General features: G+C 59.8%; 20 protein-coding genes and 1 pseudogene. 12 read left to right on the top strand and 9 right to left on the bottom strand.

Going from position 1 to position 22791, the window contains the following annotated elements:
* Positions 1-5: 5 nt before the first annotated feature.
* Genes B5F94_RS03125 through B5F94_RS03145 form a run of 5 tightly spaced genes read right to left on the bottom strand, consistent with a single transcriptional unit; the run spans position 6 to position 3812 of the window.
* Positions 6-1400: a hypothetical protein gene (locus B5F94_RS03125; RefSeq protein WP_087327569.1), complete on the bottom strand. Its 1395-nt coding sequence runs from the start codon at positions 1398-1400 to the stop codon at positions 6-8.
* On the bottom strand, positions 1397-2143 hold the full coding sequence (locus B5F94_RS03130) for an ABC transporter ATP-binding protein (RefSeq protein WP_087327572.1): 747 nt from the start codon (positions 2141-2143) through the stop codon (positions 1397-1399). The genes B5F94_RS03125 and B5F94_RS03130 overlap by 4 nt, the downstream gene beginning before the upstream one ends.
* Entirely contained in the window at positions 2136-2663 is a 528-nt protein-coding gene (locus tag B5F94_RS03135; RefSeq protein ID WP_087327576.1) for a hypothetical protein, read from the bottom strand. Before B5F94_RS03135 ends, B5F94_RS03130 begins: the two co-directional genes overlap by 8 nt.
* Complete coding sequence (locus B5F94_RS03140; protein WP_087327578.1) at positions 2650-3420, bottom strand: hypothetical protein; 771 nt, start codon at positions 3418-3420, stop codon at positions 2650-2652. The genes B5F94_RS03135 and B5F94_RS03140 overlap by 14 nt, the downstream gene beginning before the upstream one ends.
* Positions 3417-3812, bottom strand: coding sequence for a GntR family transcriptional regulator (locus tag B5F94_RS03145; protein WP_242965564.1), 396 nt, complete (start codon positions 3810-3812; stop codon positions 3417-3419). The genes B5F94_RS03140 and B5F94_RS03145 overlap by 4 nt, the downstream gene beginning before the upstream one ends.
* Positions 3813-3959: 147 nt before the next feature.
* Here B5F94_RS03145 and B5F94_RS03150 point away from each other — a divergent pair, with 147 nt between their 5' ends.
* From B5F94_RS03150 to B5F94_RS03160, 3 genes are all read left to right on the top strand, one after another.
* Positions 3960-5747 (top strand): ABC-F family ATP-binding cassette domain-containing protein, encoded by a 1788-nt coding sequence (locus B5F94_RS03150; protein WP_087327580.1) that lies wholly within the window; start codon positions 3960-3962, stop codon positions 5745-5747.
* Between the two features lie 35 nt (positions 5748-5782).
* Positions 5783-7630: a family 10 glycosylhydrolase gene (locus tag B5F94_RS03155; RefSeq protein WP_087327584.1), complete on the top strand. Its 1848-nt coding sequence runs from the start codon at positions 5783-5785 to the stop codon at positions 7628-7630.
* A 183-nt stretch (positions 7631-7813) separates the two neighbouring features.
* Entirely contained in the window at positions 7814-8008 is a 195-nt protein-coding gene (locus B5F94_RS03160; RefSeq protein WP_087188192.1) for a hypothetical protein, read from the top strand.
* 56 nt (positions 8009-8064) lie between these two features.
* Here B5F94_RS03160 and B5F94_RS03165 read toward each other — a convergent pair whose 3' ends face one another.
* Complete coding sequence (locus tag B5F94_RS03165) at positions 8065-9246, bottom strand: M20 metallopeptidase family protein (RefSeq protein WP_087327587.1); 1182 nt, start codon at positions 9244-9246, stop codon at positions 8065-8067.
* 176 nt (positions 9247-9422) lie between these two features.
* Between B5F94_RS03165 and B5F94_RS03170 the strand changes: the two are divergent.
* The 3 genes and pseudogenes from B5F94_RS03170 (at position 9423) to B5F94_RS03180 (ending at position 11884) form a co-directional block, all read left to right on the top strand.
* Positions 9423-10732: pseudogene (locus B5F94_RS03170) on the top strand (MATE family efflux transporter).
* A 119-nt stretch (positions 10733-10851) separates the two neighbouring features.
* Positions 10852-11358, top strand: coding sequence for an RNA polymerase sigma factor (locus B5F94_RS03175; protein ID WP_087188195.1), 507 nt, complete (start codon positions 10852-10854; stop codon positions 11356-11358).
* A gap of 52 nt (positions 11359-11410) precedes the next feature.
* Complete coding sequence (locus B5F94_RS03180) at positions 11411-11884, top strand: hypothetical protein (protein WP_087188196.1); 474 nt, start codon at positions 11411-11413, stop codon at positions 11882-11884.
* A 42-nt stretch (positions 11885-11926) separates the two neighbouring features.
* On the opposite strand, the gene B5F94_RS03185 is transcribed toward B5F94_RS03180, so the two are convergent.
* The 3 genes from B5F94_RS03185 to B5F94_RS03195 form a co-directional block, all read right to left on the bottom strand.
* Entirely contained in the window at positions 11927-12781 is an 855-nt protein-coding gene (locus tag B5F94_RS03185; RefSeq protein WP_087327590.1) for a patatin-like phospholipase family protein, read from the bottom strand.
* Between the two features lie 17 nt (positions 12782-12798).
* Positions 12799-14151: an MATE family efflux transporter gene (locus tag B5F94_RS03190; protein WP_087327593.1), complete on the bottom strand. Its 1353-nt coding sequence runs from the start codon at positions 14149-14151 to the stop codon at positions 12799-12801.
* 139 nt (positions 14152-14290) lie between these two features.
* Positions 14291-15262: an AEC family transporter gene (locus B5F94_RS03195; RefSeq protein ID WP_343212782.1), complete on the bottom strand. Its 972-nt coding sequence runs from the start codon at positions 15260-15262 to the stop codon at positions 14291-14293.
* A gap of 107 nt (positions 15263-15369) precedes the next feature.
* Between B5F94_RS03195 and B5F94_RS03200 the strand changes: the two genes are divergently transcribed.
* The 6 genes from B5F94_RS03200 to B5F94_RS03225 all read left to right on the top strand — a co-directional run bounded on the left by B5F94_RS03200 (position 15370) and on the right by B5F94_RS03225 (position 22789).
* Positions 15370-15639: a YlmC/YmxH family sporulation protein gene (locus B5F94_RS03200; RefSeq protein WP_087265733.1), complete on the top strand. Its 270-nt coding sequence runs from the start codon at positions 15370-15372 to the stop codon at positions 15637-15639.
* Between the two features lie 98 nt (positions 15640-15737).
* Positions 15738-17570: a glutamine--fructose-6-phosphate transaminase (isomerizing) gene (gene glmS, locus B5F94_RS03205; protein WP_087327599.1), complete on the top strand. Its 1833-nt coding sequence runs from the start codon at positions 15738-15740 to the stop codon at positions 17568-17570.
* Positions 17571-17588: 18 nt separating this feature from the next.
* The gene (locus B5F94_RS03210) at positions 17589-19163 is read left to right on the top strand and encodes an ABC transporter substrate-binding protein (RefSeq protein ID WP_087327603.1); all 1575 of its coding nucleotides are present in this window, start codon (positions 17589-17591) and stop codon (positions 19161-19163) included.
* Positions 19164-19262: 99 nt separating this feature from the next.
* Entirely contained in the window at positions 19263-20222 is a 960-nt protein-coding gene (locus tag B5F94_RS03215; protein ID WP_087188203.1) for an ABC transporter permease, read from the top strand.
* 64 nt (positions 20223-20286) lie between these two features.
* Positions 20287-21093, top strand: a complete 807-nt coding sequence (locus tag B5F94_RS03220; RefSeq protein ID WP_242965566.1) for an ABC transporter permease — start codon at positions 20287-20289, stop codon at positions 21091-21093.
* A gap of 85 nt (positions 21094-21178) precedes the next feature.
* Entirely contained in the window at positions 21179-22789 is a 1611-nt protein-coding gene (locus B5F94_RS03225) for a potassium/proton antiporter (RefSeq protein WP_087327608.1), read from the top strand.
* Positions 22790-22791 lie beyond the last annotated feature (2 nt).

Genomic DNA, 22791 nt, shown 5'->3' on the forward strand with positions numbered 1-22791 from the left:
TTTTGTCAAGAGGCAGTTTCCGACCAGGAGAGCACATGGGAGGGGGAGTTGTTGGTATAGACACCATAAAGTTTATACACATCTGCGGGCAGACTGAACTGATAGGTCCCCAGATAGGCCAGCCCGTCCCGATCGTATACAGACAGAAAGAACGAGGTGTTCTTTTCGTCCCCTGCGTAATAGGAGTCGGCAAAGATCAGCCGGTGGCTGTCATGGTCATAGAGGGAGGAGGTGGTGCTGTACCGGGCATACCCGGTCAGCTCATCGGCTGACGGATAGTAGGTGGGGGTGTATTGGTTATGGAGGTCCCCGGTCAGATCCACCTTCCAGCCCCCCTGGCCGTCGGGAACCAGTACCGCGAAGGGGCCTTTGCCGGTGAAAACCACCAGATAGTCTCCATGCCATAGGGTACTGAGGATCTCCTGATCCTCTGTCCAGGGGAAGAGAGGCAGATGGACCACCACCTGGCCGTTTTTGGGGTCCAGCTGGGTGAAAAACAGCGTGTTCTCTTCCAAAGTCAGCAGGTAGAGGCAGTCGTCTCCCTCCGGGCCGCCAAAGAGACGGACCACCTGCCCGCCATCGGGTATGGAGTAGAGGGTAGAGATGGCGGCGGATTCTCCGCTGGTGCCGGTGAGGGCGTATATCCCCCAGCCGCCGGGAATATGACTGGTGTCCAGCAGGTCGACCTGGTCACCTCCGGGAATGAGAGCGAAATAGGTAATATAGTCCCGCATCACAGTCTGGGTAGATAGACTCAAGTCATATTCCAGGTCAAAATCATAACCACAGAGCTGGCCGCTCTTCTCATCGGTCTCCAGAGAGATGATGGCATATGTGCTCTTGGACAGAGGAAAGAAAAAGTAGTCTTCCACCAACTGGATCAGCTGCTTGGATGTCAGCGGGTCGTGTATAAATTGGGTGAAAGAGCCGGAAACCTCCAGGGGATAGTGATCGGTATAGTCGGACAGGTCCACCCGCTGTTGCGAAACGGCGACGTTGGGCCGGTTACTCTGGATCTGCTTTAAAAGAGCGAGCAGAGAAGGGGAGAGCTGCTTCTCTATAGAGGAATGACTGCTTATGCTATGTCTGGAGAGCTCGATATGAAAATAGGTTCCCCAAGAAAAGTTATCCTCTGCAAAGTGGGCGGCCTGGGAAAAAGCGCAGCTGGTCTCACCCTGCTCCGGGCTGTCCGCCGGAAAGGACTGGCGCCAGAAGAGGTGATTTTGATACTCAGTGTAGCTGGTGACCTGGACGTCGGCGACAGCTGCCGGGTCCCCTGCCAGGGTGGTGGAGGAGACGGTTACGTCGGTACCCTGTTGCTGCAGCTGAGCATTGGTCCAGCCCAGCAGTCCGCCGAAGGCGACCACCAGAGCCAGAAGCAGAGCCAGAGCGCTTTTCATCCCTCTCCCTCCTCCTTGCCGGTGAGCTGGTCCAGGGCCTGACTGACCCGGTCGGCCCTGTAGCGGTAGGTCTCTTTCACATAGTCCATGAGGCTCTTGCCCTGTTCCTCCAGATCCAGGGTGGAGGCGTCTCCCACCAGCTTGCCTTTTTGCAGCAGCACGGCCCGGCTGATGAAGTGCTGTACCTCCTCCAGCAGGTGGGTGGACAGCAGGATGGTCTCGTTGGGTTCCAGAATACCCAGCAGCACCTTGTAGAAGTCCTCCCGGTTGAAGATGTCGTTGCCGGCGAAGGGCTCATCCATCAGGATGTAGTCGGCGCCCTGACACAGGGCCAGGATCACCTCGAACTGGTTCTTCTGGCCGGTGGAAAACCGGCGGATGGCCTTGTGGGCAGGCAGCTCGAAGAAGTCCAGCAGAGCGTGGAAGCGTTTTTGACGGAAGGTGGGGAACTGGCTGCTGAGAAAAATTCTGTGCTCCTCTGCGGTCAGGTTGGGGAAGAAGGAGTGCTCGCAGGTGGCGAAGGACAGGCGGGCGATGTTGGCCCGGTTTACCGGAGCGCCGTCCAGGGTGATTTGGCCCTGATAGGACAGCAGACCCAGGATACACTTGAGCAGCGTGGTTTTGCCGGCGCCGTTCTCTCCAAACAGTCCTACGATTTCCCCAGGGCCTATGGTGAGGGACAGATCATCCACCGCTATGGTGGAGCCGAAGTATTTTTTACGAACCTGATGCAGTTCAAGCATAGCAGCCTCCAATCCAGTAGAAGGGGAAGGAACCCCAACAGTTGGGGGGGAAGTGACCGTCCGGTGTCCCGTAGTGGTAGGTGAGGGCGCACAGCAGAAGCAGCAGGCCCCACAGCAGCGCGCAGGCGGCCAGGCCTACCAGAGGGATAAAGACCACCCGCCGCCACAGCTCCCAGCGGTTGGGGAGCAGCTTCATGCGGTAGATGCTGCGGCTGCCCAGCTTATGCCAGGCATAATGAAGAAAGAGGGAGACGATGAGGCAGAGGGCCACCAGAATCAGCCCCAGAGATATCCCGCCCAGCAGGCGGGAGAATGGGGCAATGACCGAACCCTCAATGAGTTTTGGGACCCACTTGCCATCGATCTTGACTGACGTATAGAGCTCCTCTTTGGCGGAAAAGAAGGAGGCGAGAAACTGGAAATAACCGATGGCAAAGGCAGCCCCCAGCCCGCCCAATGTAATTTGGAGGGCCTGCCTGCCGGGAAAACCCAGAGGATAGACGCGTTCAGGTGTCCACATAGCGAGCCCTCCCTATCAGATTGTAGGTGACGATGATCAGAGCTGTCACAAAGACGGCCAGCTGGAAGAGCGCCACCATGATATTATCTGGCACCTTAGCGTACACATTGGGCAGACTGGCAACAAAATCGCTGCCCGGTCCCGGTAAACCAAAGGCGCCGATGTCGGCAGGGAAGCTGAGACCGGCAAAAGCGGCCAGGGGCACGACGGTAAAGGGTTTATCGCCCCGCCGCCAGTGGTAGGAGCAGGTGGCTGCCGCCATGGCCAGGGCCGCCAGCATCACCACATTGCGGATGTAGATGGGCCAGTCCAGGCCGGGCAGAATTCCGTGAAACCATCCGCTGTAATAAAACACCAGCATGGGAAAGGCGTCGTCTGAGAGGGCGCAGAAGCGCAGGGCAATATACCATGCCGCTGCGATCTGCCCGCCCCAGTAGATCAGCAGGCAGAGGAAGTGGTGAAGGGCGAATATCAGGGTGGCCTTCTCCTCTCCACAGGGCAGGCGGCGGAGGGTATAGCCCAGCTTGCTGCCGCCCCGCTCCATGCCGAAGGAGGCCAGCGACAGACAGATCAGCACCAGACCTACGGTAAACAGCAGATGGAACAGGGAATTCTGCATAAAACCATATAGACTCATTTTGTTCAGCATGGAAATGGCCAGTGCCACCTGGGCGGCACTGGTGCCGGCGGTGATCAGGACTACCTGCCACAGCCGGGAGCGGGCGGCTACCATCATCAGGCTCACATATTGTCTCATGCTTCCTCCTCCTTTCGGTCCCACAGCCGGTCGATCAGCTCCAGAGCGGCCTCTTTCTCCAGCCCGGACTGCCGCAGGGAGCGGACAAAACCGGCGATCTCCTGCTCCAGCAGCCGGGTGCGAAGGGCCGCTGCCTGCTCCGGCGGGGCGCACACCTCGCTTTTGGCCCCCGAGCGGGAGGTGATGAGCCCCTCCTCCTCCAACAGGCGGTAGGCCTTCTGCACTGTGTTGGGGTTGACACCCAGCTGGGCCGACAGCACCCGGCGGGAGGGCAGTTCCTCGCCGTCGGCAATGGTGCCAGCCGCCACGCCCCGCTCCACATAGCGCACGATCTGCAGATAGATGGGCAGACCGTCCGCCGGGACGAAGCCGCCAAAGTCACACATGGCCATACCACCTCCTAACTGTATTACTGAACTAGTACACTTTCTAACTGTATTATATGAGTAATACGGTTGCCTGTCAAGTACCATGAGGCCTTTTCTTTTTCAGCCATTTCCGCTATACTATACGGGATATCGACAAAGCGAGGGAACAATATGCTGTTATCGGCGGAACAATTGACCAAGACCTACGGGACCCGCATCCTGCTGGACTCTGTCTCGTTTTATGTGGGGCCGGGGGATAAGGTGGGTATCATCGGCGTCAACGGCTGCGGAAAATCCACCCTGCTGCGGCTGCTGGCCGGGGCGGAGGAGCCGGACGGAGGTACCGTTCGTCCCGACCCCAATGTGCGCCTGGCCTACCTGCCTCAGAACCCGGTATTTCCCGGGGAACATACCGTGCTGGAGCAGGTGCTGCTGGGGCTGGACGGGGACGATCGCACCCTGGCGGAATATGAGGCCAAGACCATTCTGAATCAGCTGGGGGTGCCCCGGTTTGACCAGAAGGTAGGGGAGCTGTCCGGCGGTGAGCGCCGCCGTGTGGCCTTGGCGGCGGTGCTGGCCCGGCCATGTGACGTGCTGTTGCTGGACGAACCCACCAACCATCTGGACGACCGGATGGTGGGCTGGTTAGAGGACTATTTGAGAGGCTGGAAGGGTGCTCTGGTGATGGTCACCCACGACCGGTATTTTCTGGAGCGTATCGTCACGAAAATGGTGGAGGTGGAGGACGGCAAGCTCTACACCTATGAGGGTAACTATGACAAATATCTGGAGCGGAAGGCGGCCCGGCTGGAACGTGAAAAGGCCAGCGAGCGCAAGCGTCAGGCCATCCTTCGACGGGAGTACCAGTGGGTGATGCAGGGCCCCACTGCCCGGGGTACCAAGAGCCGGGAGCGGCTTGAGCGGTACGAGGCCCTGAAGGCCCAGACCGGCCCCACGGAAAAAAGTACCTTGGAACTGTCCGCCCGTGCCAGCCGTCTAGGGAAAAAGACGGTGGAGCTTGCGGGGGTCACCAAGGCCTTTGGGGACCGGACCGTGGTCCGGGACTTTGACTGTATGCTGCTGCGGGACGACCGTATCGGCATCGTGGGCTCCAACGGCAGCGGAAAATCCACCCTGCTCAACCTGATGGCGGGGGCCCTGGCCCCCGATTCTGGTACCGTGGAGGTGGGCGAGACGGTCCGCTTCGGCTACTTCCGCCAGGAAGTGCCCGACATGGACGGGGATATCCGGGTCATCGACTATGTGAAGGAGATCGGCAATAACATTGAGACGGCAGAGGGAATGCTCACCGCCTCTCAGCTGCTGGAGCAGTTCCTTTTCCCGGTGGAGGTTCAGTGGTCTCCCATCTGCAAGCTGTCCGGCGGGGAGAAACGGCGGCTCTATCTGCTCTCGGTGCTGGCCGCCGCTCCCAATGTGCTGCTGCTGGATGAGCCCACCAACGACCTGGATATTCAGACCCTGTCCATTCTGGAGGACTATCTGGACACCTTCCCCGGAGCGGTGATTGCCGTATCCCACGACCGCTATTTCCTGGACCGGGTGGTGCGGCGGGTGTTTGCCGTAGAGGGGGATGGCTCTGTGCGGGCCTATCCAGGCGGATATACCGAGTATCTGGACGCTAAGCGGGCAGAGGAGAAGGCCAAAGCCCCCAAAATCTCCACCTCTGACAAGGGGAAAGAGCGCCCCGCCGCCCCCAAGAAGCTGAAATTCAGCTACAAGGAGCAGCGGGAGTTTGAGACCATCGACGACGACATCGCCGCTCTGGAGGAGCAGATTGCCCAGGTCCAGGCGGAGCAGGCTGCCAAGGCCACCGACTATGTGGCTCTCCAGGAGCTCCAGGAGAAGCAGAGCCAGTTGGAAGCCGCCCTGGAGGAGAAGATGGAGCGCTGGGTCTATCTCAATGACTTGGCGGAGCGGATTGCCGCCCAGGAGAAGTAGCCCGCCGTCCTCAGAACCAAAGCAAGGAGAATCCCATGACAAGAGTATGGAAATTTGTGGTGGCCATTGTGCTGGTGTGTGCCCTGGCATTGGCAGGCATGGCCATCCGTACCCAGACCAGCGCCGGGAAGAATGAAGTGAAGAATCCCGACCAATTCCGGGCGGTGTGGGTGAGCACGGTGTACCGGCTGGACTATCCCAGCAAGGCCACCACCGACCCGGCGGTGCTGAAGGCGGACGCGGACAAGATCTTGCAGACCTGCGCCGATATGGGCATGACCGCCGTGATCTTACAGGTGCGGCCCTCCGCCGACGCCCTCTATCCCTCCAGTTACTATCCCTGGAGCGCCGATCTGACGGGCCGACAGGGTCAGGCCCCGGCAGATGGCTTTGATCCCCTGGCCTACTGGGTGGAGAAGGCCCATGAGATGGGGCTGGAGCTTCACGCCTGGATCAACCCCTTCCGGGTGACTAAGGGAGGCCAGTCCGAGTACGACAGCCTGACTGCCGACCATCCGGCCAAGGTCCACCCGGACTGGGTGGTGGAGTACGACGGCAAATACTATTTTGATCCCGGTCTGCCGGAGGTGCGGGAGTACATCATTCAGAGCGCCGAGGAGTTGGCCCGTAATTACGACATCGACGGCATCCACATGGACGACTACTTCTATCCCGGCGCAAACTTTGACGACGCCGACACCTATGCCCAGTACGGCAGCGGCTTCTCCGACATTGGGGATTGGCGTCGGGACAATGTGAACCAGCTGGTGAAGGAGATGGGGGAGCGGCTCCACGCCATTGATCCCGATTTGTCTTACGGCATCAGCCCCTCCGGCGTGTGGGCCGACAAGAGCAGCCAGTCCCAGGGCTCCAATACCACCGGCGGCTTTGAGAGCTACTATGCCTCCTACGCCGACAGCCGGAAGTGGGTGCAGGAGGAGTGGATTGACTACATCTGCCCCCAGGTCTACTGGTATATCGGTCATAAAAGTATGGACTATGAGACCATCGTCAAGTGGTGGGCATACACAGTAAGGGGTACAGATGTTTCCCTTTACATTGGTATGGCCGACTACCAGGCGGGCAACACTGATCCCAGCAGTCCCTGGTACGGTGTGGAGGCCATCCGGCAGCAGCTGGAGCTCAACGAGACCATTGCCCAGGTGGATGGTGAAGTTCACTTCCGATATCAGTTTTTGGCGCAGAATGGGGAATTGCAGAAGCTTTATAAGGAATTTTATGCGCCTCAGCTGGAAGCAGCTCTAAATACGGCGGACCATATGGCCTATGTACAGGGCAGCAATGGACAGTTCCACCCGGACAGCTCTCTGACCCGGGGAGAGGCGGTGACGATGCTGACCCGGCTGGCGGTGGATCGTAATGGGAAACCACTTTACAGTTATGAGGAGGGCACCGGCGGCTTTTCCGACGTGAGTCTGGGGGACTGGTACAGCTCCTATGTCCATTTTGCCCGGAAATACGGCATTGTCCAGGGCTATGAGGACGGAACCTTCCGCCCCACCCAACCAGTCCGCCGGGCGGAGCTGGTGAAGATGGTGTGCGGCTTCTTTACTGTCACTGGCGGCAGTCACGCCTTTCCCGACGTGCCCGCCAGCTATTGGGCAGCCCGGGAGATCGCCTTTGCCGCTGCCCAGGGGTGGATCTCCGGCGGTACCAATGGTACCTTCCAGCCGGGCCGCAATGTGACAAGAGCGGAGGCAGTAAAGATCCTCAACCGTGCCATGGACCGGCAGGCGGGTGAGCGGGACATAGCGGCCCCCTTCACCGATGTGCGTGTGGACCACTGGGCCTACCATGAGATTCTGGAGGCCTCTGTGACCCACGACTATGAAAAGCACAGCCAGGGGGAGACCTGGCTGTAAAACAGGAAAGGCTCCCGGCGCTGCCGGGAGCCTTTTTGGAAGTCAGAAGAAACTTTACAGTCTTTTACCAAAAGGTGATGGAAAGCGCGGGGCAGGCCAAGTACAATAGAGACACCGGATGTTTTCAGACAAGCCGGAACCGCCGGGGCAATCACCCGGACAGAGCAGAAAGGGGTTTCCGCTATGATTCCGTGTCAACAGACCTGTTCCAGTTACTGCGAAGGCTGTCACAAAAGCTGTGCCCAGTGGGCGAATTTTCAACAGCAGAAGAGCCGGGAGCGCCAGGCAAAAAAGGACTATCTCAAGTATTATAACGAGCTGTGCGGTGCGGTGGCACGGCAATTCAAGGCTATTGGCGCGGTGTATATGGCCCGTTGAAGTACATATAGAGAAAAAGCAGCACGCCCCCCACATGGGAGGGCGTGCTGTTCTTTTTATTCCAATCCTACCAGGGCAGACTGGGCCAACAGGGCGGCGGCCAGAGGCAGGGCGTCGTCATCGGTGAGGAAGTGCTCGTTGTGCCAGCAGGGATTAAACTGGCCGGGGAAGCCGGAGCCCAGCCAATAGAAGAAGGCGGGCACATCCTGCCCAAAGACGGCGAAGTCCTCCGAACCCATATCGGGGGCAGGGGAGACCACATAAGCCTCATCCACCAGAGCCAGAGCCGCCTTTCGGGCCAGAGCGGTCATGGCGGGGGAGTTGACAGTGGCGGGGACGCCGGGGTGGAACTCCACCTCGGCGGTGCAGCCGTAGGCGGCCGATACCCCCAGAGTCAGCTCACGCAGCCGCTCCTCGGCATGGCGGTGGGCGGCGGTTCCGTGAGCCCGGATGCTTCCTGTCATGGTGAGTACGTCGGGGACGAAATTGTCCGGGGTACCGGCGTGAATGGACAGCACGGAGCACACCAGGCTTTCCAGGGGATCGGTGTTGCGGCTCACCACCGTTTGAAGGGCGTTGACCACCGCCGCACCGGCTACGATCACGTCGGTACATTTGTGGGGGGAGCCGCCGTGGCCGGAGATACCATGGAGGGTGATAACAAAGTGGCTCTTGCCCGACATCACCGGCCCTTCCATCACAGCGATCTGTCCGGCGGGCAGCTCAGGCCGGTTGTGCAGGCCGAAGAGACAGTCAGGCTTGGCGGGCAGCTTGTCCCACAGCCCGTGGTCGATCATGGCCTGGGCCCCCTGGGTGACCTCCTCGGCGGGCTGGAAGAGAAAGACCACGTTGCCCGCCAGCTGATCCCGGCGCTGGGCCAGCAGGCAGGCTGTGCCATACAGCCCCACGGTGTGGAAATCGTGGCCGCAGCCGTGCATCAGTCCGTCACACTGGGACATGGCCCCGTCGTGGGCGGCTTCTTGCTGGGCGATAGCATCAATGTCGGCCCGGAGGGCCACAGTCTTACCGGGGTGGGCTCCCCGCAGCAGGGCTACCACGCCGGTGTCCATGCCCAGGTCGATGAGTTCCAGCCCTAAGGCGGTCAGTTTTTCTTTTAAAATTCCAGTGGTGCGCACCTCCTGAAAGCTCAGTTCGGGGTGGCGGTGGAGGTCGTCCTTCATGGCCCGCAGCTGAGGCTCCATGGCCTTGGCCTGCTCCAACAGTGTCAAAGAAATCATTTCCTTTCCGTTGCCTGTACTTTAAAACGGTAGTATAATTAACTATTATGCATCCGTCGTATCCAAACGGCGGAGCCGGGGTTCCCTATAGGTATACCCCAAATTCATCCAAATTGCAAGAGAAGAGGTGACCGGCCACGCAAGCCCGGACCCAGAATGATTTTTCCAAGGGCAGTATGGCCCGCAATATCGTCTATATGGCGGTGCCCATGACGGTGGCTCAGCTCATTAATATCCTGTACAACGTGGTGGACCGGATGTACCTGGGCCGTCTGCCGGGGCACCTGGCCCTGACGGGACTGGGGCTGTGTCTGCCCATCATCTCCATCTTGATGGGTTTTGCCAACTTGTGCGGCATGGGTGGCTCCCCGCTGTGTTCCATCTGCCGGGGCAGAGGAGAGAATGAGGAAGCGGAGCAGATTATGGGCAATTCCTTCTCTCTGCTGTTGCTGTTTGGCACGGCTCTCACGGTTTTGTGTCTCATCTTCCGCCGGCCCATTCTCTATTTGTTCGGGGCCAGCGATGTCACCTTCCCCTATGCCAACGACTACCTGACCATTTACATTCTGGGTACCCTCTTCGTTATGATCAGCCTGGGTATGAACCCCTTTATCAACGCCCAGGGCTTCAGCCGTATGGGTATGATTACAGTGGCGGTGGGTGCGGTGGTCAACATCGTATTGGACCCTATCTTCATTTTCCTGCTGGACATGGGGGTAAAGGGGCAGCTCTGGCCACGGTGATCTCCCAGGCCTGCTCGGCGCTGTGGGTGCTGAAATTTCTCACCGGGAAAAAGGCTATCCTCAAGCTGCGGCTGTCCGCCCTCCGACTCAAAGCGGAGCGGGTCAGACGTATTTTAAGCCTGGGTACCTCCGGGTTTGTCATGTCCATGACCAACAGTCTGGCCCAGGTGTTGTGCAACGCCAGCCTGGAGGCCTACAGCGGCGATCTGTATGTAGGCGTCATGACGGTGATCAACTCCATTCGGGAGATCATTACCATGCCGGTCCAGGGCATTACCAACGGCTGCCAGCCGGTGCTGGGCTACAATTATGGGGCAGGCCAGTATCAACGGGTACGCCAGGGTATCCGTTTTACCACGGTGTTGACGGTAGTATATTCAGTGGCGGTCTGGGCGGTGGTGATGCTGCTGCCCGAGCCCCTGATCCGCATTTTCAACAACGAGGCGGATCTCATTGCCGCCGGTATCCCCGCCTTCCGCATCTATTTTGCCACCTTCTTCTTCATGTCCTTTCAGTTCATCGGACAGTCGGTCTTTGTGGGGCTGGGCCGGTCCAAAAACGCCATCTTCTTTTCCCTGCTCCGCAAGGCATTCATTGTGGCTCCTCTGACCCTGATCCTGCCGGCGGTGGGCTTCGGGGCGGACGGCGTATTTCTGGCCGAGCCGATTTCCAATGTGCTGGGGGGCTTGGCCTGCATCCTCACCATGTATTTCACGGTCTACCGGCGGCTGGACCGGGCATGAATTTTGGGGCGTCTGGATGACGCCCCAAAATTTTTTTATTCTCTGTGAGATTTTTTGCCCCTCCGGGGGGTATTCCTGATGAAAGGCCTTTCAAACCAACCCACAGAAAGGGAGTAGTCATGACCGACGAGACATTTGAACAGGCGGCCCGGACCTATGGCGATATGCTCTACCGGGTGGCCTACCACGCCCTGCGGAGCCGGGCGGACGCGGAGGACGTGGTGCAGACGGTGCTCCTCAAGCTCTACCAGCAGGACGGCTTTGAGAGCGAGGACCACCTGAAGCATTGGCTGCTACGGGTGGCGGTCAATGAGAGCCGGAAGGTGATGCGTTCCTTCTGGCGCCGCCGGGCGGTACCGCTGGAGGAGCGGGACGAGGCGCCCCTTCCGGCGGAGGACCGCCGGGAAGAGGTGTTTCAGGCGGTGATGGCGCTGGATGGAAAGTACCGCCTGACCATCTACCTCTACTACTACGAGGGCTGCTCCGTCAAGGAGACGGCGGCGGCCATGGGGGTCAATCCCTCCACCGTACAGACCTGGCTCCAGCGGGCCCGGGCCCGGCTGCGCCGGACGCTTTCCGAAGAAGAGGAGGGGAACGACGATGTTCGACCACAACGCATACCGTGAACGATGCTCGGAGCTTCACGTCTCCGAAGAAGCCCTACAGGAGGTCATTGAAATGGCAGAACAGAAACAGAAGAAGCCGGTCCGCCGCCCGCTGCGGGTGGGCCTGATCGCCGCCGTGGTAACGGTGGCTCTGATGGTGACCGTAAGCGCCGCCAACCCGGAGGCACTGGAGTGGCTCTCCGCCACCATCCGCTCGTCCGCCTCTATCGGAGATTACCGGGAAGAGATCGTGATGGATGACACCGGCGAGACCATCACCGCTTTGCGGCTGCCTGATACGGCGGTAGAGGAGAGAGACGGCCGCATCATCCTTACCGTGGACGGGGAGGAGACGGACATCACCGAGGCCATGGAGCGGGACGGCAGCTACCTCTGGACCCGGGAGGATGAGGGAGCCAAGGTTTCCGTCCAGGTGACCCTGGATGAGGACGGAAAGCCTGTGGCTGTCTCCCATGTGACACTGCCCGACGGTACCGGACAGGATGCCGACATGGCTATGGTCACAGAGATCAGCGGAGTGGAATAAGACGCAAAGGACCCGGACGGCAGCCGCCGCCCGGGTCCTGTTTTATTGTCCCGCCAGGAAGGAGCGTACCTCGTCCAGCCGGGCCATGCCCTCGTCGTAGCCGTCCTGCCATAGAGCCTGAATCTTGGCCACGTCCCGCTCAGTGCGGCTGAAACCCTGGGTATTGTGAGGAGCAAAGAGAAGCACCCGCCCCTCCTTTTCCAGCTGAAAGAGCTTCTCACGGGCGGCGTTGTAGGTGTCCGCCCGGCGGCGCATGGTGTCGCAGAAGTTGGGGTACTTCCGGTAAACCCGGTCAATGAGAGGCTGGAGCTTCTCCGGCTGCCGCCGGAAGTCCCGCTCCCGGGTGAGTACCACGATCAGCCGGTCGCAGCCCTTCTCAAAGGCTCGGTCAAAGGGAATGGCGTCCGCCGCGCCGCCGTCCATGAATGGTTTGCCGTCAATGTGGAAAATAGGGAAGAGGAAGGGCAGAGCACAAGTGGCCTGGAGGATGGTAAAGCTCTTGTCGTTGCCGTCCACCGGCAAATATTCTGCCTTGCCGGTGTCAAGGTTGGTGACCGCTGCTTCCACTTCGCCGGGGAATGCACGGTAGGTATCATAGTCAAAGGGGATTAGCTCGTTCGGAATGGTGTCATAGACGAACTTCAGACCGAAATATGCCTTGTTGTCCCGGCGGAGCAGGTTGCCCATGCTCATATACCGCTTATCATTGACGTAGTTTACCATAATATCAAGGTTGCGGCGGATCTGCCTGGACACATAACTGACACCATAAGCGATCCCGGCGGAAACGCCGATGACATAGTCCGTCATAATACCGCCGGTGAGCAGGGCGTCACACACACCGGAAGAAAAGATGGTACGAATGGCTCCACCCTCCAGTACGATCCCGGTCTTCATGGACAACACATCCTTTCTTACATGGACAGTACATTTTTGCGGCACCAGGCCCGGCTGCGCCACCGCAGCAGGAAGAGCACCGCCCGCAGGCACTCGTCGCAGGCCATGGCAATCCACAACCCCGCCAGCCCCAGGCCCAGGGGCACGGCCAGCAGGAAACCGCCTACTACAGCGGTAAGCCAGGCGCTGAAAATGCAGATGGTGATGGGGAAGCGAATATCTCCGCAGGCCTGAAGAGCCCGGCACATGACCATGTTCACCGCACGGCCCAGTTCCAGGGGGATCTCGATGATCATAATGATGCGGAAGAGTTCCAGCACTTGGGGATCCTTGGTAAACAGGCCCAGCAGGGGCTGACAGAACACCAGCAGTACCACCGCCATCAGACCGGAGATAGCCAGGGAGGCCAGCAAGGTGCGTTTTACCAGCCGCTCCACGTCGGGAACCCGGTCGGCACCCATCAGGTGGGCCACCATGACCTGGGCAGCCTGGGAGATGGCGGAGCCAAACATATAGGTGAGCATGGCGAACATATTGGCGTATACCCGGGTATTGATGACGAAGATGGCGAACAGGTTGCAGATGGACTGGATGGCCACCTGGGACAGATTATAGGAGATGGACTCTCCGCCGGCGGGGATGCCGATGCGCAGCAGACGGCGCAGCTGGTCGGTGGGGAAGGGGCGGAGCAGCTTGAGGGAGAGCACAGGGCCAAACTTCCGGCGGAACAGGAAAGCGATAAGGATGACGCCCACCACACGGGAGATATCGCTGGACAGAGCGGCGCCTGCCACGCCCAGGGCAGGCAGGCCGAAGGTACCACCGATGAGCACCGCGTTGCCGCCGATGTTGAGCAGATTCATGATCACAGCCACGATCATGCTCTCCTTCATCATCTGGTTGGAACGGAAAAAAGCGGTAAAGGTGAGATAGACCGCCTGGAACACCATGCCCCCGCCAATGATCCGCAGGTACAGGCAGCTGCGGTCCAGGATCTCCGCCGGCACCTTCATCAGCGTAAAGATGGGGCCGCACAGGGCGATGAGAATGACGCCCACCACCAGACCGAAGATAGCGTTGACCAGCAGGGAGAGGGTATAGGTCTCATTAACCCGCCGTTTGTCCTCAGCGCCCAGGTAACGGGAGATGAGGATGGTGGAGGCGGTGGAAATAACGGAAAAGACCAGAAGTACCAGATTGGTGATCTGGTTGGCGTTGCCGATGGCGCCTACGCCGTTGGGGTCAAAGTGCCCCACCATGACCTGGTCGGCGTTGCCCACCAGCATCTGAAGAAGCAGTTCGATGAAGATGGGCCAGGTGAGGGACAGAATGCCCGGCTCGCGCCGGCGAAGGACGGTTGCTTGTTCCATGGAGGGGCTTCCTTTCGGTACAGAAATGGGAAATAGAAAGTACCGTATTAGTATAGTGTCTCCATGACAAAATGCAAGGGGGAAAAACGCCGTCTTTTTCCCCTGTTTCAGGGAGCCCATCCGTTAATTTTTGTAAAAGTCAGATGAGGGCCAGGGTTTTCAGCACATAGAGCCACAGGGTCAGGGTAAAGGCGCTGAAGCCGGTGGTAAGCATAACGGTGCTGGAGGTCAGGGTGCCCTCGTGGCCCATATTGCGGGCCATGACAAAGCAGCTGACAGTGGTGGGGCTGCCCAGCATGGTGAGAGCGGCCACCAGCTTGTCGTCCCGGAAGCCCATGGCTACCGCGATGGGCAGGAAGATGGCCACAAAGACCACCAGCTTGAGGGCGGTGGCGGAGAGGGCGGGCTTGATGCGGCCGATAGCTTTCTTCCAATCAAAGGAGGCGCCCAGGGCCATGAGTCCCAGAGGGGTACCGGTGGCGGAGATGCTGTTCACGGTTTTGGTGAGGATGGTAGGCTGGGGAATGCGCAGCAGGGTCCAGGCCAGGCCAACGATAATACCCAGAATGATGGGATTGGTGATAATTCCCTTGGCCACTTTCTTGGCCGCCCCCTTGGAAAGGCCCTTCTGAGTGGGGCTGGTGAGGGAGAGTACCGTCACCGCCGCCGCGTTATAGAGGGGGACCGCGCCAATGATGATCAGGCTGGCGGCCCCGGCGCTGCCGTAGAGGTTCTCCAGAAAGGCGGCGCCCAGCAGAGCCACGCTGCTGCGGTAGCCCACCTGAATGAATTCCCCTCGCAGTGGGGGTTCTTTCAACATACGGCTGAGCAGGGCGGTGAGCAGGATGGAGGCCAGAGTGGCCAGAAAACAGAATACCACAAAGGAGGTGTCCCACACCTGGAAAAAGTCGGAGCCGGTCAGGTCCTTGAACATCATGACGGGCAAGCCCACTTTAAACACATAGCTGTTGAGCTTATCGGCAAAGGCCTGGCTGAAAAAGCCCATTTTACGGAATGCGACACCCAGCAGCATGAGCAAAAAAATGGGTATAGTACCATTGAGACAATAGATCAGATTGTCCAGCATGACGATCTCCTCCAGAAATGACATCTATTTCATTATATCCCCTCCGCTATACAGGTGCAAGATTACCAAATGGTAAGTGGAATGGGTCAACCTGGCCGGCGCATAGGGATATCAAAAAGGGGGATTGCGCTATGGAGTGCCGGGGATCGGAGTTACGGGACAAGGAGATCATCAATATCAGCGACGGCAGCCGGATCGGCTATGTGGGGGATGTGATTATGGATCTGGAAGAGGGCAAAGTGAGTGCTCTGGTGGTGCCTGGGCGGCTGCGCCTGTTTGGCCTGTTGGGGCGGGAACCGGACACGGTTTTTCCCTGGACAGCGGTGCGCCGCTTCGGTGCGGACACCATTTTGGTGGAGGGGACGCAGGTCAGACAGAGAGAGCGGAGGGAACGAGCCTAATTTCGGGTGTTCTGCCATTGTTTTTCCAGCTTTTCCGTGCTATAATTCTATTTTAAAGCACCATATATCAAACACGTCAAATACGCAGGAGGATCGCCATGTGCGGGATTGTTGGATATGTTGGAAGGGAGGAGGCTGCGCCAATTTTGTTGGACGGCCTGTCCAGGCTGGAGTACCGGGGGTATGATTCCGCCGGTGTAGCGGTATACGGAGCAGAAGAAGGAATGCAGGTGGCCAAGGCCAAAGGGCGGCTTCAGGTGCTAAACGACCTGGTTAAGGGCGGAAGCACCCTTCACGGCACCATTGGCGTGGGCCATACCCGGTGGGCTACCCACGGGGCCCCGTCGGACGTCAATTCCCACCCCCAGGTCAGCGAGAATGGCCGGTTCGCCGTAGTCCACAACGGTATCATCGAAAACTACGCTGAGCTGCGGGAATTCCTCCAGTCCGAGGGAGTGCAGTTCGTGTCGGATACCGATACCGAGGTGGCGGCCCAGCTGCTGGAGTATTACTATCAGGGCGACCTGCTGGACGCAGTGGTGCGTACCCTCCACACCATCCGGGGCGCCTACGCCTTGGGCATCCTGTGCGCCGACTGCCCTGACCGGCTCATTGCTGCCCGAAAGGACAGCCCGCTGATTCTGGGTTTCGGCGACGGCGCTCACTATCTGGCCAGCGACGTCACTGCTCTCATCAAGTACACCAGAGAGGTGTGCTTTCTGGATGACGGTGAGATCGCGGAACTGACTGCCGACCACCTGTGGGTGTACGATTCCTATCTGCGCCCGGTGGAGAAGGAGCACCGCCATGTGGACTGGGAGATCTCGGCGGCGGAGAAGGGCGGCTATGAGCACTTTATGATCAAGGAGATCATGGAGCAGCCCGAAGCAATCCGCAAGACCATCTCCCCCCGCATCAAGGACGGCCGTATTGTGCTGGATGACTGGCGGCTCACCGCCCGTGAGCTGGAGGAGATGGACCGGCTGTATATCATTGCCTGCGGCTCCTCCTACCATGTGGGTGTGGCGGCCAAATATATCCTGGAAAAACTGCTGCGAAAGCCGGTGGAGGTGACCTTGGCCTCCGAGTTCCGCTACTGCGATCCCATTGTGTCGGAGCGTACTCTGGCCCTGGTCATCAGCCAGTCCGGCGAAACCATCGATACCCTGGCTGCCATGCGGGAGGCCAAACGGCTGGGCGCCAAGGTGGTGTCCATTGTCAACGTGGTGGGCTCCACCATTGCCCGGGAGAGCGACAGCGTGCTCTACACCTGGGCCGGACCGGAAATCGCCGTGGCCACCACCAAGGCCTATTCCACCCAGCTGGCGGTGATCTACCTCATCGGCCTGTACTGCGCCGACCTGCTGGGCACCTTGGACCGGGCGAACTATGATGCCATTCTGGCAGAGCTCCAGCGCATTCCGGACAAGCTGCAGGAGATCCTGGAAAATCGGGAGGACATCCAGTATTTTGCCTCCCTGTACTTCAACCGGCCTTCCATGTTCTTCATCGGCCGCAATCTGGACTATGCGGTGGGTCTGGAGGGCTCGCTGAAGCTGAAAGAGATCTCCTATATCCACTCCGAGGCCTACGCTGCCGGAGAGCTCAAGCACGGCACCATCTCCCTCATTGAGCCGGGCACCCTGGTGGTGGCCCTGGCCGGGTGCGGGCCCCTGTTTGAAAAGACAGTGAGCAACGCGGTGGAGGTCAAGAGCCGGGGAGCCGACGTACTGGGTCTTACCACCCGGGACCGGGCGGCAGATCTCAGCCGTACGGCGGACCATGTGATTGCCATTCCTGAGACCCATCCCATGCTGCTGCCTTCCCTGGCAGTGGTGCCTATGCAGCTGTTCGCCTATTATACGGCGCTGCAGCGAGGCTGTGATATTGATAAACCCCGGAACCTGGCCAAGTCTGTAACAGTGGAATAAAAAAGACGGAGGAACGACATGAAACGACTGATCGCATTACTGATGGCAGCCGTTCTGGCCCTGGGGCTGACGGCCTGCGGCGGAGAGAAAGAGACCGCGGAGCAGGTCACGGTGCGCTATGGCCTGTCCAATGCCTGGGACTCTCTGATGCCCTATAACAGTCCTTCGGGCAGCAATTATACCCGTATTGTCTGTGATAAGATCTATGACCGGCTGGCCTATGTCCACGCTGACGGTACCCTGGATCCCCGAGGCGCTAAAAGCTGGGAGAGTACCGACGACGGTATGGCGGTGCTCTTCCACCTGGATGAAAAGGCTGCCTTCCACGACGGCACTCCGGTGACCGCCCAGCACTGGGCGGATACCATTGCCCTCATTACCAACCCGGACTGTCCGGCCCTGGGCCGTGGTACCTTCTCCGTGCTGGCAGGCACCGACAGCAACGGCTGCGCCGTGGCGGGGGAGCAGCTGGGGGCGGAGGCAGTGGATGAGTACACCCTGAAGCTCACCTTCAAGAGCGCCACCACCCCGGAGGACTTCCTGCTGGATAAAAACCGGGAGCTCTATGTGCTGCCCACCCATCTGCTGGCAGACACTGAACCGGCGGAGATCATGGAACTGGATCTGTGGGACGCACCTGTAGGCTCCGGACCCTGCAAGTTTGTGGAGGAGATCCCGGGCAGCCAGCTGGTGTTGGACATCAACAAGGACTATCAGCTGGGCTGTCCCGACTTTGATCAGCTGGTGGTGACGGTGATCGATAAGTCCAACCTGTTGTCCTCCCTCATTTCCGGCGATCTGGACTACTATGCCTTTGGCGGCAACCTGTCCATGGATGATGCTGAAACCGCCAAAGCGGGAGGCATTGAGGTGCTGGAGGGCGAGGTCCCCAACACCTTCTATGAACTGATGCTCAACTGCGAGATCATCCCCAGTGCAGAGGTGCGCCGGGCCATCGATCTGGCCCTGGATAAGGAGGCACTGTGCCTTCAGTCCACCCATGGTCTGGGCGAGCCTACCGCTACCGACGTGACTCCGGGTACGGAGTACACTTGCTCCCTGACCTGGCAGCGGGACGTGGAGGGAGCCAAGACGCTGCTGGAGCAGGGAGGCTACGACGGACGGACCTATACCCTGGCCTGTACCTCCAACCGCTCCGGTCTGGCCGCCCTCATGCAGCAGGAACTGGCTGAGGTGGGTATGAATGTGACCATCGAGACGGTGGACTCCGCCGCCCTCTTCTCCGGTATGGCTGACGGCAAGTACGACATGGCCATTGCCAGCCATACCCCCGGCGCGCTGCCTCTGTGGTTTACGGAGAGCCGCCTCAGTGAGAGCAACAATATTTTCCACATTGCCGATCTGGAGCCCTACACTTACTATATTGACCAGATCAAGAGTTCCTCGGGCTGGGAGACTCGCCAGGTCATGCTGGATAAGCTGCAGGAGCTGCTGGCTGATCAGCGGCCCTTTATCCCCCTGTGGTTTGGCCGTACCCTCCATGCCCAGTCTCCCACAGTGGACAACATCGACTACCCCTCGTCCAGTTTCTCCAATGAGAACATCTGGGCGTGGCGCATGAAGGAGGCCTGAAAGGCCCCTTCTCAAAACTAGAAAGACCTCCGTAGGGCCGCCGCCCATAGCGGCCCGTGCCCCTGATTGGGGCCGGAAGTGCAGGAGGAAGCGAAAACTATGGGACAATATTTCCGCCGTCGTCTGCTGACGGCCATTCCGGTCTTTTTCGGAATTACGATTCTGGTATTTTGTATGCTTAATCTGGCCCAGGGCTCCATCCTGGACCTGATGGGGGAGGGAAGTGGCGCCACCGACGCCGACCGCTCTGCCCTGGCCGCCTCCCTGGGGCTGGACCAGCCCCTGCCGCAGCGGTATCTCTCATGGCTGGGCGGATTGCTCCGGGGAGACTTGGGCAATTCCTACACCAACGGGAAACCGGTGGCTGGGCTCATTGCCCAGCGGGTAGGACCATCCCTGCTGCTCACCGGCACCGGTGTGGTGCTGGCGATAGCCATCGCTTTACCCCTGGGGGTGTTGGCTGCCTGGAAGCCCCGGTCTGGCTGGGACCGGGCGGCCTCTGCCCTTAGCTTGGTCAGTTTCGGTGTGCCTGGCTTTTTCCTCTGCCTGGCCGGCATCTTTGTCTTTTCCGTCACTCTGGGCTGGTTGCCCGCCAACGGGATGTATGCCGCCGGGCGGTTTACCAGCCTGGCCGACCTGCTCCGCCATCTGATCCTCCCGGCAGGGGTGGTGTGTCTGAGCAGCGTGGGCGAGCTGGTGAAGCAGACCAGGGCCGCCTGCCTGGAGACTTTGGGAGAGGACTATATCCGCACTGCCTATGCCAAGGGGCTCACTGAACGGGCGGTCATGGTACGCCATGCCTTCCGTGGCTCTATGATCCCGGTGCTTACCACCATTCTCAGCCACATTCCTCATATCCTGGGTGGCTCCGTGGTGGTGGAGCAGATCTTTGGCTGGCAGGGTATGGGCAGCCTTCTGTTTTCCGGTATCTCCGGCCGGGACTATCCCGTGGTAATGGGCGTCACGGTGGTCATCGCCCTGACGGTGCTCCTAACCAACCTGCTCCTGGATCTGGTCTACGGACTGGTGGACCCCAGGGTGCGCTATGGGAAGGGGTAGGGCTATGGAGGAAAAACGTTTAGGCCGCAGCCCCTGGGACCGGTTTAGGGCGGACCGGAGGGCGATGGTATGTCTTTATATACTCTGCCTGGAGATTCTTGCGGTGTTGCTGCTGCCGCCGCTGCTGGGTCTGGAGCCCAATGCCAGCGATTTGGAGGCAGGTTTCTGGGCTCCGCCGTCGGCAGAGCACCCCCTGGGTACCGACGATGTGGGCCGGGACCTGCTGGCCCGGTTGCTGAGCGGAGGGCAGGTATCCCTCTTCATTGGCCTGAGCTCTGCCGCCATCAGCACCGCTCTGGGTGTGCCTCTGGGCCTGCTGGCGGGTTACCGCCGGGGAGCCTGGGAGTTCTGGATCATGCGGTTGGCTGATATCTTTCAGACCTTTCCCTCTATCGTGCTGGTGCTCTGCCTGGTGACGGTAGTGGGTCCGTCGGCCACCAATATCGTACTGGTGCTGGGCCTGCTGGGCTGGACGGGAATTGCCCGGTTGGTGTACGGCAATACCCTGGCAGTGCGTGAGCGGGAATATGTGCTGGCAGCCAGGGCCCTTGGCGCCCGGACCGGGACCATCCTGCGGCGAAATGTGCTGCCCAATGTGATCTCCCCCGTATGGTGCTCTATCCCCCTGCGGGCGGGGCGGGCCATCCTGTCGGAATCCAGCCTTAGTTTTCTGGGCTTCGGCATCCGGGCACCCCAGGCATCCTGGGGCAGTATGATCCAGTATGCCAGTAACCTGACGGTGCTCACCGCCCGGCCCTGGGTGTGGCTGCCGCCGGGCCTGTGCATTATTCTCACGGTGCTCTGTCTGGCGGGTATCGGAGACGGCCTGCGGGATGCGCTTGACCCCCGGTTCGACGGTCGGCGGTCCTGAGAACAGCGGAATATCAGTTGGAGAACCTGAAACAGCTCCAGCCCGGGAAGGACCGGAGCTGTTTTGCAGCAAAAGGAGGTAATAGATGGTATATATGTTGATTTTATGCGGTGTGGTGCTGGTAGCCTGTATTCTGGCCAGCCGCTTCTCTCAGCGGGCCGGAGTGCCGGCACTGCTGCTCTTTATGGCTCTGGGGATGCTGTTTGGCTCCGATGGGCTGTTGCGTATCCCCTTCGATGACTTCCGGGCGGCGGAGCAGATCTGTTCGGTGGCTCTGATCTTTATTATGTTTTACGGCGGATTCGGCACCCGCTGGGAAGCCGCCAAACCGGCAGCGGCCAGGGCGGTGGTGTTGTCCACCCTGGGGGTGGCGATGACCGCTCTGCTTACCGCCCTCTTCTGCCATTTTGCATTGGGGTTTCCGCCCCTGACCAGCTTCCTCACCGGCGCGGTGATTAGCTCCACCGACGCGGCCTCGGTGTTCTCCATTCTGCGCTCCAAAAAGCTGGGCCTGCGGTACCATACGGCCTCCCTGCTGGAGCTGGAAAGTGGCAGCAACGATCCCATGTCCTATATGCTGACCATGATTGCCCTCTCGCTGATGGGGGTGTGGGAGAGCGGCAATCTGATCTGGATGGTCTTTTCCCAGATCGTATTTGGCGTTGCGCTGGGTCTGGCGGTGGCCGGCCTGTCGGTGCTCGTTCTGCGGCGGGTCCATCTGGCGGACGGCATGGACTCCATTTTTGTGCTGGCAGCCGCCTTGTTGGCCTATGCCCTGCCTGCTGCCGTGGGAGGCAACGGCTATCTGGGTACCTATCTGGCAGGGATCCTGCTGGGCAACGCCAAAATTCCTCATAAGCCCTCCCTGGTCCATTTTTTTGACGGCCTGACCGGTCTGGGCCAGATCATCATTTTTTTCCTGCTGGGCTTGCTGTCCTACCCCACGCAGATGCCCGGCGTACTCCTTCCGGCAGTGGCCATCGCCCTGTTCCTGACACTGGTGGCCAGGCCGCTGGCGGTCTTTGTGCTGCTGGCTCCCTTCCGGTGCAAACTGCGTCAGTGTTTGCTGGTGTCCTGGGCGGGACTGCGGGGCGCGGCCTCCATTGTGTTTGCCATTATGGCTCTGGCCGGGGGAGCGGAAACCGGCTATGATTTGTTCCATATTGTCTTTTGTATCTCCCTGCTGTCCGTGGCAGTTCAGGGTTCCCTGCTGCCTCTGGTGGCCCGCAAGCTGGATATGGTGGATACAGAGGACAACATTGGACGGACCTTCAACGACTATCAGGACCAGCGGCAGCTCCACCTGACCCGCTTCCGCATCCAGCAGGGACACCCCTGGGAGGGAAAGACGGTAGGGGAGTGCAATCTGCCTGCCGATGCTCTGGTGGTCACCATCCGCCGGGGGGAAGAGAGTCTGATCCCCAACGGCAGCACCGTGGTCCAGGCGGGGGACCTGCTGGTGGTGAGCACGCCCATCTATCAGGACGACGGCGGTGTCAGCCTGCGGGAGCTTCCGGTGGAGGAGCATAAGGAATGGATTGGCCGCACCATCCGGGAGCTGGATCTGCCGGCGGAGGTGCTCATTGTACTGGTCCGCCGGGCGGACGGTACCACCGCTGTACCCAAAGGGGGAACGGTACTCTGCCAGGGAGATACCCTGGTGGTCAGCGAAGGGGAGAATATGCGTCCCGCGTAAAT

Source organism: Flavonifractor sp. An4, assembly GCF_002161755.1.
Classification (GTDB): Bacteria; Bacillota; Clostridia; order Oscillospirales; family Oscillospiraceae; genus Flavonifractor; species Flavonifractor avicola.

Excerpts from the sequence above, each read along its gene's own strand:
- B5F94_RS03125 (WP_087327569.1), bottom strand. The coding sequence starts at position 1,400 with ATGAAAAGCGCTCTGGCTCTGCTTCTGGCTCTGGTGGTCGCCTTCGGC.
- B5F94_RS03130 (WP_087327572.1), bottom strand. The coding sequence starts at position 2,143 with ATGCTTGAACTGCATCAGGTTCGTAAAAAATACTTCGGCTCCACCATA.
- B5F94_RS03135 (WP_087327576.1), bottom strand. The coding sequence starts at position 2,663 with ATGTGGACACCTGAACGCGTCTATCCTCTGGGTTTTCCCGGCAGGCAG.
- B5F94_RS03140 (WP_087327578.1), bottom strand. The coding sequence starts at position 3,420 with ATGAGACAATATGTGAGCCTGATGATGGTAGCCGCCCGCTCCCGGCTG.
- B5F94_RS03145 (WP_242965564.1), bottom strand. The coding sequence starts at position 3,812 with ATGGCCATGTGTGACTTTGGCGGCTTCGTCCCGGCGGACGGTCTGCCC.
- B5F94_RS03150 (WP_087327580.1), top strand. The coding sequence starts at position 3,960 with ATGCTGTTATCGGCGGAACAATTGACCAAGACCTACGGGACCCGCATC.
- B5F94_RS03155 (WP_087327584.1), top strand. The coding sequence starts at position 5,783 with ATGACAAGAGTATGGAAATTTGTGGTGGCCATTGTGCTGGTGTGTGCC.
- B5F94_RS03160 (WP_087188192.1), top strand. The coding sequence starts at position 7,814 with ATGATTCCGTGTCAACAGACCTGTTCCAGTTACTGCGAAGGCTGTCAC.
- B5F94_RS03165 (WP_087327587.1), bottom strand. The coding sequence starts at position 9,246 with ATGATTTCTTTGACACTGTTGGAGCAGGCCAAGGCCATGGAGCCTCAG.
- B5F94_RS03175 (WP_087188195.1), top strand. The coding sequence starts at position 10,852 with ATGACCGACGAGACATTTGAACAGGCGGCCCGGACCTATGGCGATATG.
- B5F94_RS03180 (WP_087188196.1), top strand. The coding sequence starts at position 11,411 with ATGGCAGAACAGAAACAGAAGAAGCCGGTCCGCCGCCCGCTGCGGGTG.
- B5F94_RS03185 (WP_087327590.1), bottom strand. The coding sequence starts at position 12,781 with ATGAAGACCGGGATCGTACTGGAGGGTGGAGCCATTCGTACCATCTTT.
- B5F94_RS03190 (WP_087327593.1), bottom strand. The coding sequence starts at position 14,151 with ATGGAACAAGCAACCGTCCTTCGCCGGCGCGAGCCGGGCATTCTGTCC.
- B5F94_RS03195 (WP_343212782.1), bottom strand. The coding sequence starts at position 15,262 with ATGTCATTTCTGGAGGAGATCGTCATGCTGGACAATCTGATCTATTGT.
- B5F94_RS03200 (WP_087265733.1), top strand. The coding sequence starts at position 15,370 with ATGGAGTGCCGGGGATCGGAGTTACGGGACAAGGAGATCATCAATATC.
- glmS (WP_087327599.1), top strand. The coding sequence starts at position 15,738 with ATGTGCGGGATTGTTGGATATGTTGGAAGGGAGGAGGCTGCGCCAATT.
- B5F94_RS03210 (WP_087327603.1), top strand. The coding sequence starts at position 17,589 with ATGAAACGACTGATCGCATTACTGATGGCAGCCGTTCTGGCCCTGGGG.
- B5F94_RS03215 (WP_087188203.1), top strand. The coding sequence starts at position 19,263 with ATGGGACAATATTTCCGCCGTCGTCTGCTGACGGCCATTCCGGTCTTT.
- B5F94_RS03220 (WP_242965566.1), top strand. The coding sequence starts at position 20,287 with ATGGTATGTCTTTATATACTCTGCCTGGAGATTCTTGCGGTGTTGCTG.
- B5F94_RS03225 (WP_087327608.1), top strand. The coding sequence starts at position 21,179 with ATGGTATATATGTTGATTTTATGCGGTGTGGTGCTGGTAGCCTGTATT.